Below are 16,527 nucleotides of genomic sequence, written 5' to 3'. Positions count from 1 at the left end.
GATGTGCGTACCACAACAAGCGGACAATCCCGTCACTCAAAGTCTCGCCAATCGGACATTTTTGTCCGAACATAATTCCATGACTGCCCAACGTGCCGATGCTGCTGCCCGCCGTGCCCTCATCCTCGACGCCGCCGATCATGTGTTCGGCCAACACGGTGTCACCGCCCCGCTGGACCTGGTGGTCGAACGCGCCCAGGTGGGCCGCGCCACCCTGTACCGCAACTTTCCCGACCGCACCGCGCTGATCCAGGCGTTGCTGCAACGCACGGTCGACCGCATCCGGCGCCAGGTCGAACAGCTCGGCGACCGCGACGATGCCCTGTTCGAGGTGTTCGAGGGCATGGCCCAGCGCATCATCGATTCGCCTGCCTTGGCCGACTACTGGCGCGCAGTGGATTCGGACGTGCCGGCCATGCGCGCCGCGCGCGAGACCGTGCGCGACCTGCTGGAAGCACCGATCGCCCGTGCCAAGGCCGCCGGCCTGTGCCGTGCCGACCTGGAGAAGACGGACATTTCACTCATCTCGGGCATGCTGGGCGCGGCCCTGCGCGGCAAGACCCGCGACGAGCGCGCCCACCTGGCCGGGCGCGCCCTGCAGCTGCTGCGCGGGGGTCTCCAGGGAGCAACCAGCGAGGCCCGCTGATGGTCCAGCCGTATCTGAAGCCGGTTCCGGATTGGGAGGAGCACGAGAAGCCGACCATGCCCGGTTCGGCTTCGATGCCCTGGCACCCACCGTACCGTCGGTTGGCCTATGCACTGGTATCGCTGCTGGTGGCGATCACCGGCGGCCTCGGCAATGCGCTGGTCACCGCCAACCTGCCGTTCCTGCAGGGCCAACTGGCACTGACCCCGACCCAGGGCAGCTGGCTGGTGGCCGCCTATGCCATGGTGAATGTCACCGCCAACCTGCTGGCCTTCAAGTTCCGCCAGCAGTACGGCATCCGCCTGTTCGCCGAGATCGGGCTGGGCCTGTATGCGGCGCTGGCGGTACTGCACCTGTTCGTCGGCAGCTTTGAGACCACGATGCTGACCCGCGCCGCCAGCGGCTTCGCGGGTGCGGCCTGTTCGACACTGGGCACGCTGTACATGCTGCAGGCGCTGCCGCGTCGCTTCACCGGCAATCTGCTGGTCGTCGGTGTCGGCCTCTCGCAGCTGGCGGTGCCGATCGCCTGGATCGTGTCGCCGGGCCTGGTCGATACCGGCCAGTGGCACCAGCTCTACTCGTTTGAGGCCGGGCTGGCACTGTGCGCGTTCGCGGCAGTGGTGGTGCTGAAGCTGCCGCCCGGCATCCAGGTGAAGGCGTTCGAGCCGCTGGACTTCCTCACGTTCGCCCTGCTCGCACCGGCCGTCGCCCTGCTGGTGATCGTGCTGGCGCAGGGCTACACCCGCTGGTGGCTCAACACGCCATGGCTGGGCTGGGCTCTGGTCGCCTCGATCGTGCTGTCCACCACCGCCTTCATCATCGAGCACTACCGGCGCAATCCGCTGCTGCAGATCCGCTGGCTGTCGAAGCTGCCGGTACTGCACTTCATCGTCGGTGCGTTCCTGATCCGATTCCTCACCACCGAGCAGTCCTACGGCGTGATCAACCTGATGCGCACGCTGGGCATGGGGCCTGACCAGATGCGCCCGCTGTTCGTCGTGATCCTGGCGGGCGTGGTCACCGGCATCGCCGGTGCATCGCTGACCTTCGGCCCGAAGCGGCTGATCCCCCAGCTGCTGATGGCGATCCTGCTGCTGGGCGCCGCCGCGTTCTTCGACCAGCACCGCACCAGCCTGGACCGGCCACACGATTTCTACGCCAGCCAGTTCCTGGCCTCGGTCGGTGCCGGTATGTTCATGGGCCCGCTGATCATGCTCGGCATCTCTGCCGCGTTGAAACAGGGCGTGGATCACATGATCACCTTCCTGGTGACGCTGTCGATCACCCAGACGCTGGGTGGCCTGGCCGGCTCGGCGGTGCTGGGCACCTTCCAGCTGCATCGCGAGCAGTTGTACTCCAGCGCATTGACCAGCCAGCTCGACCCGGCCGACCCGGTGGTGGCACAACGCCTGCGCATCCAGCAGCAGCTGTACAGCGCACAGATCACCGACCCGGTGCTGCGCAGTGCGCAGGGCAGCGCGCAGCTGGCGCAGACCACTCGCCGCGAAGCCAACGTGCGTGGATTCAATGATGTGTTCACATTGAGCGGTTGGCTGGCCATCGGCTTCCTGTGCTGGTTGCTGCTGCTGTCGCTGCGCACCGCGGTGCTCAAGCAATGGCGCAAGCGCCACCCCACTTCCCCCGCTGCGGCCACGCCGGCCGCGCCCCGCTGAGTCCTCCGCCATGCCTCCCGTCCCGCCCCGACCCGACGACAACGTGACCCCACCGCCGCCGACCGACGCGGCACCTGCGCCCACGCCCGTTGAGCCGGCGGTCGCGCCGAAGTACCTCAAGCCCAGCGCGCGCAGTGTAGTGGTGATGGTGGTGGTCGCCCTGCTGGGCATTGCGCTGATCCTGCGCGCCTGGCACCTGTGGCCATTCACCAGCAGCGTGATGGTGACCGACAACGCCTATGTACGCGGGCAGATCACGGTGATGGCGCCGCAGGTGAACGGCTACGTGACCGGAGTGCTGGTGAAGGACTTCCAGCACGTGAAGCAGGGCGAGCCGCTGCTGCGCATCGATGACCGCATCTACGCGCAGCGCGTCGCCCAGGCGCAGGCGACGCTGGACAGCGCACGCGCGGCGCTGGCCAACTCGGACCAGTCGCAGGCGCAGAACCGTGCGCAGATTGCCTCCGCACACGCCACGTTGTCGGCCGGCCAGGCGGAGCTGCAACGCTCACGCAACGAGCTGAAGCGCTACGAGGAGCTGGCCGCGCAGCAACTGGTGTCAGTCAACGACCGCGACAAGTTCCGCACCACCCAGGCGTCGGCACAGGCCAGCGTCCAGCAGTCACAGGCGCAGATCCGCATTGCCGAGGAAACCCTGGTATCGACGCAGGTGGCGCGCAAGAGCCTGGAAGCGCAGGTGGAGAGCGCGCAGGCGCAGCTGGAACTGGCCCGCATCGATCTGGCCAACACGGTGATCCACGCACCGCGCGACGGCCAGATCAGCGAGGCCAGCGTGCGCGTGGGCCAGTACGTCGCTGCCGGTTCGCAGCTGCTGTTCCTGGTACCTGACACGTTGTGGGTGGTGGCCAACTACAAGGAAGGCCAGACCTGGGGCATGGCGATCGGCCAGCCGGCCACGTTCTCGGTGGACGCGTTCCAGGGGCAGGTGCTGCGGGGCCGCGTGCAGGAGATCGCGCCGGCTACCGGCTCGGAATTCAGCGTGCTGCGCCCGGACAATGCCAGCGGCAACTTCACCAAGGTGGTGCAGCGGCTGCCGGTACGGATTTCGATCAACGAGGGCCAGACGCTGGCGGCACAACTGCGGCCCGGCATGTCGGTGATCGTGCGGGTGGATACCGCAAGCAAGCCGATGGACTAGCGTTTGTCATGAAACGGGGGTCAGATCCCTTTTGCCAAGGCAAAAGGGATCTGACCCCAGGACCCATTGCTCAGCCCGCGCAGCGCGCGCAGAGGCCGTGCACTTCCAGAGTCTGCGCCTGCGGCTGGAAACCCAGCTCCTTGGCGCGCTTCTCCAGCTGGGTGACGATTTCGCGGTCTTCCAGCTCCACCGCGCTGTGGCAGCTGTTGCAGATCAGGAACGGCACCGAATGCGCGGCGCTGCTGGGATGGTGGCAGGCCACGAAGGCATTGACCGACTCCAGCTTGTGCACGAAGCCATTGGCCATCAGGAAATCCAGCGCGCGGTACACGGTGGGCGGGGCATCAGCGCCCACGCCCTTGCCGTTGCGCACCCATTCCAGCAGCTCGTAGGCCTTGACCGGCTTGCCGGCCTCGGCGATCAGCTTCAGCACATTGGCGCGGATCGGGGTCAGGCGCAGCCCGCGTTCGCGCGAGACGCGCTCGACCACCGCCACAAAATCCGATGCATCGTGGACGTGGTGGTGCGGGGCCGTACAGGCAGTGGCGGTCTTGGCGGGCATGCGTGTTCTCCGGTTCGGGCCTGGCAAGGATGCCTCAGGCCGTTGCTACCTTGGTGATGGCCACATCAATGCGTTTCAAGGCCTGCTCGCGGCCGGCCAGGTACACGGTATGGGAAATGTCAGGGCTGACCTGGGTGCCGGTGATGGCCACGCGCAGCGGCTGGGCGACCTTGCCCATGCCGATCTCCAGCGCGGCGGCGACGTCGTGCAGGGCCACGCCCACCGACTCGGCGGTCCATTCCGGCAGGGCTGCCAGCAGCTCGCGGGCCTTGCCCAGCGCCACCTCGGCACCGGCCTTGAAGTGCTTGGCCACCGCCGCTTCGTCGTACTCGGTCAGCGGCTGGTACCAGATCACGGCCTTTTCGGCCATTTCCTTCAGGGTCTGCACGCGCTCACGCAGGGCGATCACCACGTCCTCCGGGGCCGGGCCGGCGGCCACGTCCAGGCCCAGCTTCTGCAGCTGGTAGACCAGGTGCGGCACGATGGCGGCCACGTCCTCGGTCTTCAGGAAGTGCTGGTTGACCCAGCCCAGCTTGGCCATGTCCAGGCGCGAGGCCTTGGAATTGCAGTCCTTCACGTCGAACAGGTCGATCAGTTCCTGGCGGCTGAACAGCTCCTGGTCACCGTGCGACCAGCCCAGCCGGGCCAGGTAGCTCAGCAGCGCATCGGGCAGGTAGCCGGCGTCCTTGTACTGCATCACGTCGGCCGCGCCGGTGCGCTTGGACAGCTTGGCCCCCTGCTCGTCCAGGATCATCGGCATGTGGCCGAACTTCGGCACCGGCGCACCGATGCCTTCGTACAGGTTGATCTGGCGCGGGGTGTTGTTGATGTGGTCGTCACCGCGGATGACCTCGGTGATGCCCATGTCCCAGTCGTCCACCACCACCGCGAAGTTGTAGGTGGGGTAGCCGTCCGGACGGAAGATGACCATGTCATCCAGCTCGCTGTTGGCGATCTCGATGCGGCCCTTGATCAGGTCGTCGAACACCACCGTACCTTCCAGCGGGTTCTTGAAGCGGATGACGCGGTTCGGGTCGTCCCTGTACGGCAGGCCCAGTTCGCGTGCAGCGCCGTTGTAACGCGGCTTTTCCTGCCTGGCCATGGCGGCCTCGCGCATCGCATCCAGCTCTTCGCGGGTTTCGTAGGCGTAGTACGCCTTGCCGTCGGCGATCAGCTGCTCGGCCACTTCCTGGTAACGGGCGACGCGGTCGGTCTGGTAGATCGGGCCCTCGTCGTAGTCCAGGCCCAGCCACTCCATCGCCTCCAGGATGGCGTCGATCGCGCCCTGGGTGCTGCGTTCACGATCGGTGTCCTCGATGCGCAGCACGAACTCGCCGCCACGGTGGCGGGCCTCCAGCCAGCAGTACAGCGCAGTGCGGGCACCACCGATGTGCAGGTAGCCGGTGGGACTGGGGGCGAAGCGGGTGCGGCAGGTCATGGACGGCTCGAGGAACGGGAATCCCCCGATTTTACCACCAGCCCCGGAAAGGCAAGGAGGGGCGGACGCATCCCGCCCCTCCCGCCAGGTTTTTCAGGGCTGCGGTTCAGCCTTGCGCGGGAACGACTGCTCGCGCATCGCCGCGTTGTAGGCGAACGAGGCGACGATGGCGGCGGCCTGTTTCAGGTCTTCCGGCTCGGCGTGGTCCCAGGTATCCAGGTGGCTGTGGTGGACGTTGGTGAAGTAGTCCAGCCGGTCCTGGATGAACTGGAAGCCCGGAAGGCCGATGCGGTCGAAGCTGATGTGGTCGGTACTGCCGGTGTTGCGGGTGGCCACGGTGGTGGCGCCCACGTCATGGAACGGCGCCAGCCAGGCTTCGAAGATCGGCATCGCCGCCAGGTTTTCCTGCGCGTAGATGCCCCGGAAGCGGCCCGAGCCGTTGTCCATGTTGAAGTAGACCTGGAACTTGCTGTAGTCGCGGGTCTTCTGCAATGCACCGGTCGGCTCGCGCAGCGAGGCCGGCAGCGCCTTCTGGGCCGGGTCGGTGGGTTCCGGGAAACGACCGAAGTGCTTGGCCACATAGGCCTGCGAGCCGATCAGGCCCTGCTCCTCACCGCTCCACAACGCCACGCGGATGGTGCGCTTCGGCTTGGCGCCGGTGGCCTTGAGGATGCGCATCGCCTCCATCATCACCGCCACGCCGGCCGCGTTGTCAGCCGCGCCGGTGCCGCTGTGCCAGGAATCCAGGTGAGCGCCGATCATCACCACTTCGTCGGGCCTGCTGCTGCCGCGGATCTCGGCCAGCGTGTTGTAGCCCGGCTGGTCAGCCTCGTCGGTGAAGCGCGCGGCTACATCCACGCGCAGGCGTACCGTCTGCTTGGCCTCCAGCGCGCGCACCAGCGGATTGAAGTGCTCGGCGATCATCGCCAGTTCCGGGATGCCCACCGATTCGCCGGCCTTGCGCGAACCGCCGCCGGCGACGCGGATGATGCCGTTGTCCCAGCTGCTGATGCTGATCGCGGCCAGCGCGCCCTCTTCGACGAAGAAGGCGTTGACCTTGGCGGCCAGCTCCTGGCGTTCCTTGTATTCCTTCACCCGCTTGGCCCGCTCGGCGGCGACGTCCTTGGGCAGGGTGAATTCCTGCAGGCCCTCCAGCGAGGTGGCGTCATGCCGGTGCGAGTCCGGCTCGGTGCCGCGCTTGTACTCGCGCGCCTCGCCCAGCAGCAGGATCTTGCCGCGCAGCTTGCCGCGATACTTTTCGATGTCCTCGGGCTTCTTGATCTCCACGTGCACCAGCTCGCCCTCAACCGGTCCCTTGGTGCCTGGCGTCCAGGCCTTGGGCAGCGCATGCAGCGGCTGCACGCGGTCACCCAGCATTTCCACGCTGGCCGAGGTGAACTCCCAGCCACGGCCGAAGTCATCGAAGGCTTCGTCGTGCACGTTGTCCAGCTTCCATTCGCTGAACTTGCCGCGGGTCCACGCGTTGGCGCGGCCCATCGCCGGCGAATTGGTCAGGCGCGGGCCGATGCGTTCGGTGAGGTAGCTGAAGGTATCCATCACCTGCGAACGGTGGAAGGCCTCCTGGCGGATGCGGCTGACCATGTCCAGGTCCACCGACTCGCGCTGCTGCGCCATTGCATTGCCACCCATCGCCAGCGCTACGGCCAGCACGCCCCACTTCAACACATCGCACCCCTGCCCTTCGGCTCGATCATCAACCCATCGAGTCTAGCCAGCAGGGGCGCGCCGATACCGTCCCATCGGTCATGGGCAGGAGCATGCGAACCAAGGTTCGCACCCACAGGTGACCGGTCAGCTCGCACCCACCAGAGGGCTGGGTTCCCGCCAGTAGATCCACGCCATGCGTGGATGAACAACCCGATCACCCACTCCACCCCAACCACAACTGCGCCCGCTCCGGCAGCAACAACAACCAATGCCGCCGATCGATGCTGCTGCAGCCATACACCGACGCGTGTGCCGGCCAGTCATCCGGCAGGCCGCCGATGCCGATCTCGGCCAGCGCCTCCGCCCCGGCCTTCCATGGCCGGTAGCGCGGCACCCGGCCGGCCACCGCGCCGCGTCCCTGCCGCGCGTCCTGCAGCCAGCGCAGTCCCTGCCCCTGCAATCCCTCGCAGGTCACCGCAGCCAGCTGGAAGCGGACCAGGCCGGGGGCGATCCGTGCCCCCGGCAGGGCCGCCAGCACGCCATGTGCCTGCAGCAGTGCATCCACTTCCAGCAGGGCCGGAATGCCCTGCCGTGCCCGTTGCCGCAATCCCTGGCGCCAGCCCATGACGTACTCCTTACTTCAGTTCCGCGCCAAGCGCGTACCAGTCGACCCGGCGCGTCACCCACATCGCCAGCGCCAGGATCACGAACAGCAGCAGCGAACCCATCAGCAGCGCGTTGTTCTCCGACACCAGCAGGCCATACAGCGCGCCGTACAGCACGGTCAGCAGCGCAGCGAAGCCGAGACCGCGCTTCCAATGGCCCAGCACGTTGGCCAGGTACACCGCCTGCAGGCCGATACAGGCCACCGCCGATACCAGGTAGGCCTTCCAGAACGCGATGTGCTCGGACAGGCTGATCAGCAACAGGAAGAAGATCGCCAACGCCAGGCCCACCATCAGGTACTGCAGCGGGTGGATGCGCAGCGACTTGATCAGTTCGAACAGGATGAAGCCGACGAAGGTGAGCAGCACGAACAGCACGCCGTACTTCGAGGCGCGATCGGCCTGGGTGTAAGCATCGACTGGATCGACCAGCGATACCGTCACCGCCTGCGAATCGACCGAACCGTCATTGCGCAGCTGTCGCTGTGCGTCGGAGGCCAGCGAGGACACGGCCCAGCGCGCATCGAAACCCTGTGCATCAACGCGTCGCTCATTGGGCAGGAACGCCCCGCTGAACGACGGGTGCGGCCAGCTCGAACGCAGCGCGATATGCGTATCGTCGCCTACCGGCACCACCGACAGCATGCGGCTGCCGTCCAGGCGCAGCTCCAGTTCAACGGTGCTGGCAGCCAGCTTGCCGCCCTGATCCGCAGCGAAACCGGCCACCGGTGCATGCAGGCCTCGCCCTACTTCGCTGGCCGCGCCCACGCCGGGCAGCAGCCGCAGCTGCTTGCCATCCACGCGCAGATTCGGCGTACCGACCAGGCCACGCACATCGGAAATGCCCACGGCTACATACGGCTGGCCGTAACTGCGGCCGGCCTTCACCGGATAGTCGTCTTCGGCGAACGTCGCCTTCATCTGGCCGTTCCAGCTGTAGACCGGCACCTTGAACAGCCCGACCTCACGCTGGCTCGGCAGCATCTCACCGCCCACCTCCAGCGACGCCGGCATCTGCAACCAGTGCCCCTCGGTGACCTGCACCTCGGTCTTCTTGACGCCCAGCGGATCGACCAGTTCAACCTGCTTGCGCTCCACCCACGGCACCACCCGCACCGGCCCGACCAGCTGCTGCGCACCGGCGCGGCTGTCGGCCACCCGCGAGAAGGCCTCATCGCGGTACGCACTGCGTTCGTTGATGACCCCGCGGATCATCGTCAGCGGGATCAGCAGCAGCAGGATCAGCCCGCCGACAATGGCGAACCGCAGCAGCATCTTCAGGGATTTCATGGTCCATCCTCGTTGGAGAGGACTGCAGGATGGACCGCTGCAGTGAGCAGGGTTTGTGGCGAATTTGAAGCGAATGTGAAGTCAGCGGCGCGGGCGCTGGCCCGGTGTACCCAGCGGCAACCACAGGCTGGCTACGGTACCGCCGCCGTCGCGTGCATCGACACTGGCGCGCCCATCGTGCAGGCGCGCGACTTCCCGCACGAACGGCAGGCCCAGGCCGGAACTGCGCCGCCCGCTGCCGGGGCGCGCCAGCGAATAGAAGCGTTCGAACACCCGCTCACGCGCGTAGTCGGGAATGCCGGCGCCACGGTCGGCCACCTGCAGGCGCACGCCCTGCCCGTCCACCTCGGCCTGCAGCGCGATCTCCGCGCCAGCCGGCGAGAAGGCAATCGCGTTGTCGATCAGGTTGTGCAGTGCCTGTCGCAGCAGGTAGCCGTCGCCCTGCACCTGCAGGTCGGGCACGCTGCCGATGCGGACCTGCACGCCTGCCGCTTGTGCGCGCACCTGCGCGGCAGCGGCCGCATCGGCCAGCAATGCCGGCAGCGCGATCCGGTCGCGGGTCTGCAGCCAGCCGTGCTGTTCCACTTCAGCCAGTGCCAGCAGCTTGTCGATGGTCTCGGTCAGCCGCTCCTGCTGGTCGACAATGCTGCGCGCGAAATGCACGCGATCGGCTTCGGGCAGCGGCTCCTGCAGCAGCTCGGCGGCACCGCGGATGGCCGCCAGCGGGCTCTTCATCTCATGCGTCAGCGACTGCACGTACTGCTCGACGTAGGCCTTGCCTTCCAGCTTGCGGCGCATGGTTTCCAGCGCCTGGCCCAGATCGCCGATCTCGTCGCGGCGGCGGCGCGGCGGCGGCACCGGTTCGCCGGCGCTGACCGCACGCGCATAGCGGCTGAGCTGGCCCAGGCCGGTGGTCAGCCACATCGTCACCAGCACACCGACCAGCGCCGACAAGCCGATCAGCCAGGCCCCGCGCTCGATGATAGCGCGCTGGCTGGCGGCGATGAACGGATCGATGCTGCGGTTGGGCTGCGCCAGGCTGAGCACGCCGATGAGGGTGCGCCCATCGGCCGGGTCATATACGGGCGCCGCCACATGCATCACCGTGTCGCCCTCTTCGCCGGCAATCTCGGGACTGGAACGCGCGCCGTACTCACCTCGCAGGGTGCGATAGACATCATTCCAGCGCGAGTTGTCGCGCCCCAGGTCGCGGCCCAGCGAGTCGTAGATGACGATGCCCTTGGCATCGGTGATGGTCACCCGGTAATCCAGCGAGCGCTTCGGGAAGCGCCAGACCATCGCCTTCAGGTCGCGCTGGCGTGCCTTGGCGAGGTTGCGGGTGAAGCTGCCGCTGCGGATGGTGCCGGCCTTGACGTCGGCGGCGGCCATTTCGGCCAGCACGTTGGCCGCATCGACCAGGGTCGATTCCATCGCCTGGCGCACACCGGGCTTCACTTCGTTGACGAACACGCGCATCACGAAGAACGCCGCGATGCCGGTGATCAGGAAGAAGCCCAGGAACAGCTTCAGTACCAGGCGCATCGGCTAGACCTCCAGCGCGTAGCCAAGGCCACGGTGGGTACGGATCGGGTCGTCGCTGGCACCGGCCGCGCGCAGCTTGGCGCGCAGCGTCTTTACATGCGTATCAACGGTGCGGTCGGCGCTGTCGGCGCTGCTGTCCCAGCCACGGTCCATCAGCTGAGCACGGCTGAGGATGGCGCCCGGGCGCAGCAGCAGCGCTTCCAGCAGCGCGTACTCGTAGCGGGTCAGGTCCAGTGCCTGGCCACGGAAGCGGATGCGCCGGCCTTCGCGGTCGATGGCAAAGGCGCCATGTTCCTGCCAGCCCGCATCGGCGCCGGGTACTGCCACGACCGGTGCCGCGCGGCGCAGGCGCGCACGCACCCGTGCCACCAGCTCGCGCGGCGAGAACGGCTTGGTCATGTAGTCGTCGGCGCCCAGCTCCAGGCCGAGCACCCGGTCCACTTCGTCGTTGCGGGCGGTCAGGAAGATCACCGGCAGCTGCGCCGACGGCCCGGGCTGCGCGCGCAGTCGCCTGCAGACCTCGAAGCCGCCCAGGTCGGGCAGGCCCACGTCCAGCACCACCACGTCGATATCCCCGGCCTGCAGCCGTTGCAGGGCCTCGCCGCCCAGCAGGCAGTGGCTGGCGGCATAGCCCTCGCTGCGCAGCGCATAGAGCACGGTTTCGGCGATGGCGGCTTCGTCCTCGACCACCAGGACATGGGCAACAGGAGCTGTCATGGCGCGCAGCATAGCCGCTGCGGCCGCCGCCCCGTACACTGCCGCCCATGAACTATCGCCACGCCTTCCATGCCGGCAACCATGCCGACGTGCTCAAACACATCGTGCAGCTGGCCCTGATCGACAGCTTCAAGCGCAAGGACAGCCCGTTCTTCGTGCTCGACACCCACGGCGGTGCCGGCCGCTACCTGCTGGCCAGCGAAGAGAGCCGCAAGACCCTGGAGGCCGAATCCGGAATCATGCGGCTGATGGCCCAGCCCAAGCTGCCGGAGGTGGTCGAGCGCTACCTGAAGGCGGTACAGGCCGACAACCCGGTCGGCGCGCTGACCAATTATCCGGGTTCGCCGCTGCTGAGCGCACAGGCGATGCGTGCGCAGGACCGCATGGCGGTCTGTGAGCTGCAGGAAGCCGAAACGGCCACGTTGAAGGCCCTGTTCGCCCATGACAGCCGCGTCGATGTGCGCTCTGGCGACGGCTATGCGCTGCTGCGCTCGCTGCTGCCGCCGAAGTTCAACGGCAGCAAGATCGGCCGTGGCCTGGTCCTGATCGACCCGCCCTACGAAGCCCAGGATGCCGAGTACCAGGCGGTGCTGGCCGCCCTGGCCGAAACCCTGGCGCGCTGGCCGCAGGCCACGTGTGCCGTCTGGTTCCCGATCAAGCAGCGCCGCACCATCCTGCATTTCCTGCGCAAGGCCACCGCCCTGCCGGTGAAATCGGCGATGACGATCGAGTTCCTGGTGCGCCCGGACGACTCTCCGCTGCGCCTCAACGGCAGCGGCATGCTGCTGCTCAACCCGCCCTGGCAGTTCGACCGGGTGGTCGGCCCAGCCCTGCCGGCGCTGCGCCAGCACCTGGGCGAACCCGGTGCCAGCACCCGCCTGGATTGGCTCAAAGCACCCGAATAACGGCCTTCACGAGGCTGTACCGCCGTGAGCCTTTCGTTCACGGAATGCAGCCCCGGTGATGCCACAATCGATGGACCACCAAGGAATCACCCGGTATGGCCACTCGCAACCGCATGCCGCCCTGGCATGAGATCTTCAAGGCTCCCAGCGGCCACGAGCTGCTGATCCGCCCCATCCGCCCGGAAGATGGCGCACCGCTGCAAGCGGCGTTCAGCCTGTTCGGACCGGAAGAAATCCGTGATCGTTTCCTGCAGGCGGTGACCGAGCTTTCGCCGGAAACCACCCAGCGCCTGACCCACCCGAATCCCAAGACCGAGATCACCCTGGTCGCTGCCGAATCCCTGCCTGCTGGCGAAGCAGTGGTCGGTGCGGTCGCCCGGGCCTCGATCATCCCCGGTACCCGTGAAGCCGAGTACGCGATCCTGATCAGCCGCTTCCTGATCGGCCAGGGCCTGGGCCGGCAGCTGATGCGCAAGCTGGTGAAGTGGGGCCGTGGCAAGTACCTGGACCGCCTGTACGGCGACGTTGCCGCCGAGAACGAACCGATGAAGCAGCTGGCCGCGTCGCTGGGCTTCAAGCCGGTGCCGCACCCGACCGGAGCCGAAGGCCTGGTCCGGATGGTGCTGGAGCTGGACAACTGACGGATACGCCGGGCCCTGCCCGGCCACGTCTCCCGGTAGTGCCGGCCGCTGGCCGGCATTGCGTTCCCCCAACGGCACATGAGGCTGTCGGCAACCGGCGAGCCCGACCCACCGGGCCTGGATCAGGCTTCTGCTAAAATCCGGGGTCCATGTCGCGTACCTCATACTCCGCCCCGCCGCTGCCGCGCGCCGGCCAGCTCCGCGCCTGGTGGCGCGCCCCCGCCTCGCCGACCGCACTGGCCTGGTACCTGGCCCAGGCCGCGCGCGCGCACGACGCGCCGCTGCTGGTGATCGCCCGTGACAACCACGGTGCCAACCAGCTCGAAGCCGACCTGCAGACCCTGCTCGGCGGCGACCCGGCCCTGCCGGTGGTCGCCTTCCCGGACTGGGAAACCCTGCCCTACGACCGCTTCAGCCCGCATCCGGACATCATCTCGCAGCGTTTGTCCGCCCTGCACCGCCTGCCCACGCTGAAGCGCGGCCTGGTGATCGTGCCGGTGCAGACCCTGCTGCAGCAGCTGGCCCCGCGCAGCTATGTGATCGGTGGCAGCTTCGACCTGAAGGTCGGCCAGCGCCTGGATCTGGAGGCCGAGAAGCGCCGCCTGGAAAGTGGCGGCTATCGCAACGTGCCGCAGGTGATGGACCCCGGCGACTTCGCCGTGCGCGGCGGCCTGCTCGACGTGTTCCCGATGGGTTCCGACGAGCCACTGCGGGTGGAACTGCTGGACGAGGACATCGATTCGATCCGTGCGTTCGATCCGGAAAGCCAGCGTTCGCTGGACAAGGTCGAGTCCGTGCACATGCTGCCCGGCCGCGAAGTGCCGATGGACGAGGCCAGCATCGCCCGCGTGCTGGCCGCGCTGCGCGAGCGTTTCGATGTGGATACCCGGCGCAGTTCGCTGTACCAGGATCTGAAGTCCGGGCTGGCCCCGGCCGGCGTCGAGTACTACCTGCCGCTGTTCTTCGAACGCACCGCCACCCTGTTCGACTACCTGCCCGACGGCAGCCTGCCGGTGGTCTGCGCCGGTGCCGGCGAAGCCGCCGAGGCGTTCTGGGCGCAGACCGGCGAGCGTTATGAGCAGCGCCGCCACGACGTCGAACGGCCGCTGCTGCCGCCGTCGGCGCTGTACCTGTCGCCAGAGCTGCTGCGCGAGCGCCTGAACGATGCCCCGCGCATCGAGGTGTGGTCGGCTGACCACGCGCGCATCGCCGATGCCCATGCGCTGGGTGACCAGCCGCTGCCGCCGCTGCCGGTGGCCGCACGCGAGGCCCCCGCAGGCGACGCGCTGAAATCCTTCCTCGGCCACTATCCAGGCCGGGTACTGATTGCCGCCGATTCGCCCGGGCGTCGTGAAGCCCTGCTGGAAGTGCTGCAGGCTGCCGAGCTGAGACCGCCGGTGGTGGCCGACCTGCCCAGCTTCCTCGCCGACGACGCGCGCTTCGCGATCGCCGTGGCGCCGCTGGAGGATGGCTTCGCGCTGGACGACCCGCGCATCGCGGTGCTGACCGAGCGCCAGCTGTTCCCCGAGCGCGCCGGCAGCACCCGCCGCACGCGCCGTGCCGGCCGCGAGCCGGAAGCGATCATCCGCGACCTCGGCGAACTGACCGAGGGCGCACCGATCGTGCATGAGGACCATGGCGTCGGCCGCTACCGGGGCCTGATCGCGATGGACGTCGGCGGCATGCCCGGCGAATTCCTCGAAATCGAATATGCCAAGGGCGACCGCCTGTACGTGCCGGTCGCCCAGCTGCACCTGATCAGCCGCTACTCGGGCGCCTCGGCGGAAACCGCGCCGCTGCATTCGCTGGGTGGCGAGCAGTGGAGCAAGGCCAAGCGCAAGGCCGCCGAGAAGGTGCGCGACGTCGCTGCCGAGCTGCTGGAGATCCAGGCCCGCCGCCAGGCGCGTGCGGGTTTGGCACTGCAGGTGGACCGCGCGATGTACGAACCGTTCGCGGCCGGCTTCCCGTTCGAGGAAACCCCGGACCAGTTGGCCGCGATTGATGCCACCCTGCGCGACCTGGCCAGCAGCCAGCCGATGGACCGCGTGGTCTGCGGCGACGTCGGCTTCGGCAAGACCGAGGTCGCCGTGCGCGCGGCGTTCGCCGCCGCCAGTGCCGGCAAGCAGGTGGCCGTACTGGTGCCGACCACGCTGCTGGCCGAGCAGCACTACCGCAACTTCCGCGACCGTTTCGCCGATTACCCGCTGAAGGTCGAAGTGCTGTCGCGCTTCAAGAGCACCAAGGAGATCAAGGCCGAGCTGGAAAAGGTTGCCGCCGGCACCATCGACGTGATCGTCGGTACCCATCGCCTGCTGCAGCCGGACGTGAAGTTCAAGGACCTGGGCATGGTCATCGTCGACGAGGAACAGCGTTTTGGCGTACGCCAGAAGGAAGCGCTGAAGGCGCTGCGCGCCAACGTGCACCTGCTGACCCTGACCGCCACTCCGATTCCGCGCACGCTCAACATGGCCATGGCCGGCCTGCGCGACCTGTCGATCATCGCCACGCCGCCGCCGAACCGGCTGGCGGTGCAGACCTTCATCACCCAGTGGGACAACGCGCTGCTGCGTGAGGCCTTCCAGCGCGAGCTCGCGCGCGGTGGCCAGCTGTACTTCCTGCACAACGACGTGGAAAGCATCGGCCGCATGCAGCGCGAGCTGTCCGAGCTGGTGCCGGAGGCGCGTATCGGCATCGCCCACGGGCAGATGCCGGAGCGCGAGCTGGAAAAGGTGATGCTGGATTTCCAGAAGCAGCGCTTCAACGTGCTGCTGTCGACCACGATCATCGAATCGGGCATCGACATTCCCAACGCCAACACCATCATCATCAACCGTGCCGACCGCTTCGGCCTGGCCCAGCTGCACCAGCTGCGCGGCCGCGTCGGCCGTTCGCACCACCGTGCCTACGCCTACCTGATCACCCCTGACCGCCGCGCGATCACCCCCGACGCCGAGAAGCGCCTGGAAGCGATCGCCTCGATGGACGAACTGGGCGCCGGCTTCACCCTCGCCACCCACGATCTGGAGATCCGCGGTGCCGGTGAACTGCTCGGCGAGGACCAGAGCGGGCAGATGGCCGAGGTCGGCTTCAGCCTGTACACAGAACTGCTGGAACGCGCGGTGCGCAGCATCAAGCAGGGCAAGCTGCCCGACCTGGATGCCGGCGAGGAAGTGCGCGGTGCCGAAGTCGAGCTGCATGTGCCGGCGCTGATTCCGGAAGACTACCTGCCGGACGTGCACACCCGCCTGACCCTGTACAAGCGCATTTCCAGCGCGCGCGACAGTGATGCGCTGCGCGAACTGCAGGTGGAGATGATCGACCGCTTCGGCCTGCTGCCGGATGCGGCCAAGCACCTGTTCGCCATCGCCGAGCTGAAGCTGAAAGCCAACACGCTGGGCATCCGCAAGCTGGACCTGGGCGAGAACGGTGGCCGCATCGTGTTCGAGTCCAAGCCGAACATCGATCCGATGGCGGTGATCCAGCTGATCCAGAAACAACCGAACCTCTACGCCATGGAAGGGCCCGACAAGCTGCGCATCAAGCACCCGCTGCCGTTGCCGGAAGACCGCTTCAATGCGGCCCGCGCCCTTCTGACCACCCTCGCCCCGGGTTGATCGCCCC

13 protein-coding genes are annotated in these 16,527 nt (G+C 67.6%); 6 read left to right on the top strand and 7 right to left on the bottom strand.

Translation table 11 applies throughout. The annotated features are described in order from the left end of the window. Positions 1 to 79: 79 nt before the first annotated feature. Genes AC5P6E_RS15315 through AC5P6E_RS15305 form a run of 3 tightly spaced genes read left to right on the top strand, consistent with a single transcriptional unit; the run spans position 80 to position 3,478 of the window. Positions 80 to 646, top strand: coding sequence for a TetR/AcrR family transcriptional regulator (locus AC5P6E_RS15315; RefSeq protein ID WP_019338437.1), 567 nt, complete (start codon positions 80 to 82; stop codon positions 644 to 646). Further along, positions 646 to 2,319: an MFS transporter gene (locus AC5P6E_RS15310; protein WP_019338438.1), complete on the top strand. Its 1,674-nt coding sequence runs from the start codon at positions 646 to 648 to the stop codon at positions 2,317 to 2,319. Before AC5P6E_RS15315 ends, AC5P6E_RS15310 begins: the two co-directional genes overlap by 1 nt. 10 nt (positions 2,320 to 2,329) lie before the next feature. Next, positions 2,330 to 3,478 (top strand): HlyD family secretion protein, encoded by a 1,149-nt coding sequence (locus AC5P6E_RS15305; protein ID WP_483697665.1) that lies wholly within the window; start codon positions 2,330 to 2,332, stop codon positions 3,476 to 3,478. 70 nt (positions 3,479 to 3,548) lie between these two features. Here AC5P6E_RS15305 and AC5P6E_RS15300 read toward each other — a convergent pair whose 3' ends face one another. The 7 genes from AC5P6E_RS15300 to creB all read right to left on the bottom strand — a co-directional run bounded on the left by AC5P6E_RS15300 (position 3,549) and on the right by creB (position 11,372). Further along, positions 3,549 to 4,040, bottom strand: coding sequence for a Fur family transcriptional regulator (locus AC5P6E_RS15300; protein WP_004150412.1), 492 nt, complete (start codon positions 4,038 to 4,040; stop codon positions 3,549 to 3,551). Positions 4,041 to 4,074: 34 nt separating this feature from the next. After that, the gene (gene gltX, locus AC5P6E_RS15295) at positions 4,075 to 5,478 is read right to left on the bottom strand and encodes a glutamate--tRNA ligase (protein WP_010483126.1); all 1,404 of its coding nucleotides are present in this window, start codon (positions 5,476 to 5,478) and stop codon (positions 4,075 to 4,077) included. Positions 5,479 to 5,571: 93 nt separating this feature from the next. Continuing rightward, positions 5,572 to 7,164: a M28 family metallopeptidase gene (locus AC5P6E_RS15290; RefSeq protein WP_483697663.1), complete on the bottom strand. Its 1,593-nt coding sequence runs from the start codon at positions 7,162 to 7,164 to the stop codon at positions 5,572 to 5,574. A gap of 196 nt (positions 7,165 to 7,360) precedes the next feature. Further along, complete coding sequence (locus AC5P6E_RS15285) at positions 7,361 to 7,771, bottom strand: hypothetical protein (RefSeq protein ID WP_049482784.1); 411 nt, start codon at positions 7,769 to 7,771, stop codon at positions 7,361 to 7,363. 10 nt (positions 7,772 to 7,781) lie between these two features. Further along, positions 7,782 to 9,101 (bottom strand): cell envelope integrity protein CreD, encoded by a 1,320-nt coding sequence (gene creD, locus AC5P6E_RS15280; RefSeq protein ID WP_019338442.1) that lies wholly within the window; start codon positions 9,099 to 9,101, stop codon positions 7,782 to 7,784. An 81-nt stretch (positions 9,102 to 9,182) separates the two neighbouring features. After that, a complete protein-coding gene (creC, locus tag AC5P6E_RS15275) occupies positions 9,183 to 10,643 on the bottom strand; it encodes a two-component system sensor histidine kinase CreC (RefSeq protein WP_019338443.1) in 1,461 nt (486 codons plus the stop codon). Between the two features lie 3 nt (positions 10,644 to 10,646). Then, positions 10,647 to 11,372, bottom strand: a complete 726-nt coding sequence (creB, locus tag AC5P6E_RS15270; protein WP_019338444.1) for a two-component system response regulator CreB — start codon at positions 11,370 to 11,372, stop codon at positions 10,647 to 10,649. A 35-nt stretch (positions 11,373 to 11,407) separates the two neighbouring features. On the opposite strand from creB, the gene AC5P6E_RS15265 reads away from it, so the two are divergent. The 3 genes from AC5P6E_RS15265 to mfd all read left to right on the top strand — a co-directional run bounded on the left by AC5P6E_RS15265 (position 11,408) and on the right by mfd (position 16,520). Continuing rightward, positions 11,408 to 12,265 (top strand): 23S rRNA (adenine(2030)-N(6))-methyltransferase RlmJ, encoded by an 858-nt coding sequence (locus AC5P6E_RS15265; RefSeq protein ID WP_019338445.1) that lies wholly within the window; start codon positions 11,408 to 11,410, stop codon positions 12,263 to 12,265. Positions 12,266 to 12,360: 95 nt separating this feature from the next. Next, positions 12,361 to 12,906, top strand: a complete 546-nt coding sequence (locus AC5P6E_RS15260; RefSeq protein WP_004150340.1) for a GNAT family N-acetyltransferase — start codon at positions 12,361 to 12,363, stop codon at positions 12,904 to 12,906. A 149-nt stretch (positions 12,907 to 13,055) separates the two neighbouring features. Beyond that, positions 13,056 to 16,520, top strand: coding sequence for a transcription-repair coupling factor (gene mfd, locus AC5P6E_RS15255; protein WP_262102460.1), 3,465 nt, complete (start codon positions 13,056 to 13,058; stop codon positions 16,518 to 16,520). Positions 16,521 to 16,527 lie beyond the last annotated feature (7 nt).

It is taken from the genome of Stenotrophomonas sp. YJH_SMC_16, assembly GCF_059367875.1.
Note: the sequence above shows the minus strand (reverse complement) of the source record. Positions and strands in the feature narration are given on the sequence as shown.

Excerpts from the sequence above, each read along its gene's own strand:
- AC5P6E_RS15265 (WP_019338445.1), top strand. The coding sequence starts at position 11,408 with ATGAACTATCGCCACGCCTTCCATGCCGGCAACCATGCCGACGTGCTC.
- AC5P6E_RS15315 (WP_019338437.1), top strand. The coding sequence starts at position 80 with ATGACTGCCCAACGTGCCGATGCTGCTGCCCGCCGTGCCCTCATCCTC.
- AC5P6E_RS15300 (WP_004150412.1), bottom strand. The coding sequence starts at position 4,040 with ATGCCCGCCAAGACCGCCACTGCCTGTACGGCCCCGCACCACCACGTC.
- AC5P6E_RS15305 (WP_483697665.1), top strand. The coding sequence starts at position 2,330 with ATGCCTCCCGTCCCGCCCCGACCCGACGACAACGTGACCCCACCGCCG.
- AC5P6E_RS15285 (WP_049482784.1), bottom strand. The coding sequence starts at position 7,771 with ATGGGCTGGCGCCAGGGATTGCGGCAACGGGCACGGCAGGGCATTCCG.
- creD (WP_019338442.1), bottom strand. The coding sequence starts at position 9,101 with ATGAAATCCCTGAAGATGCTGCTGCGGTTCGCCATTGTCGGCGGGCTG.
- AC5P6E_RS15310 (WP_019338438.1), top strand. The coding sequence starts at position 646 with ATGGTCCAGCCGTATCTGAAGCCGGTTCCGGATTGGGAGGAGCACGAG.
- creC (WP_019338443.1), bottom strand. The coding sequence starts at position 10,643 with ATGCGCCTGGTACTGAAGCTGTTCCTGGGCTTCTTCCTGATCACCGGC.
- AC5P6E_RS15260 (WP_004150340.1), top strand. The coding sequence starts at position 12,361 with ATGGCCACTCGCAACCGCATGCCGCCCTGGCATGAGATCTTCAAGGCT.
- gltX (WP_010483126.1), bottom strand. The coding sequence starts at position 5,478 with ATGACCTGCCGCACCCGCTTCGCCCCCAGTCCCACCGGCTACCTGCAC.
- creB (WP_019338444.1), bottom strand. The coding sequence starts at position 11,372 with ATGCTGCGCGCCATGACAGCTCCTGTTGCCCATGTCCTGGTGGTCGAG.
- mfd (WP_262102460.1), top strand. The coding sequence starts at position 13,056 with ATGTCGCGTACCTCATACTCCGCCCCGCCGCTGCCGCGCGCCGGCCAG.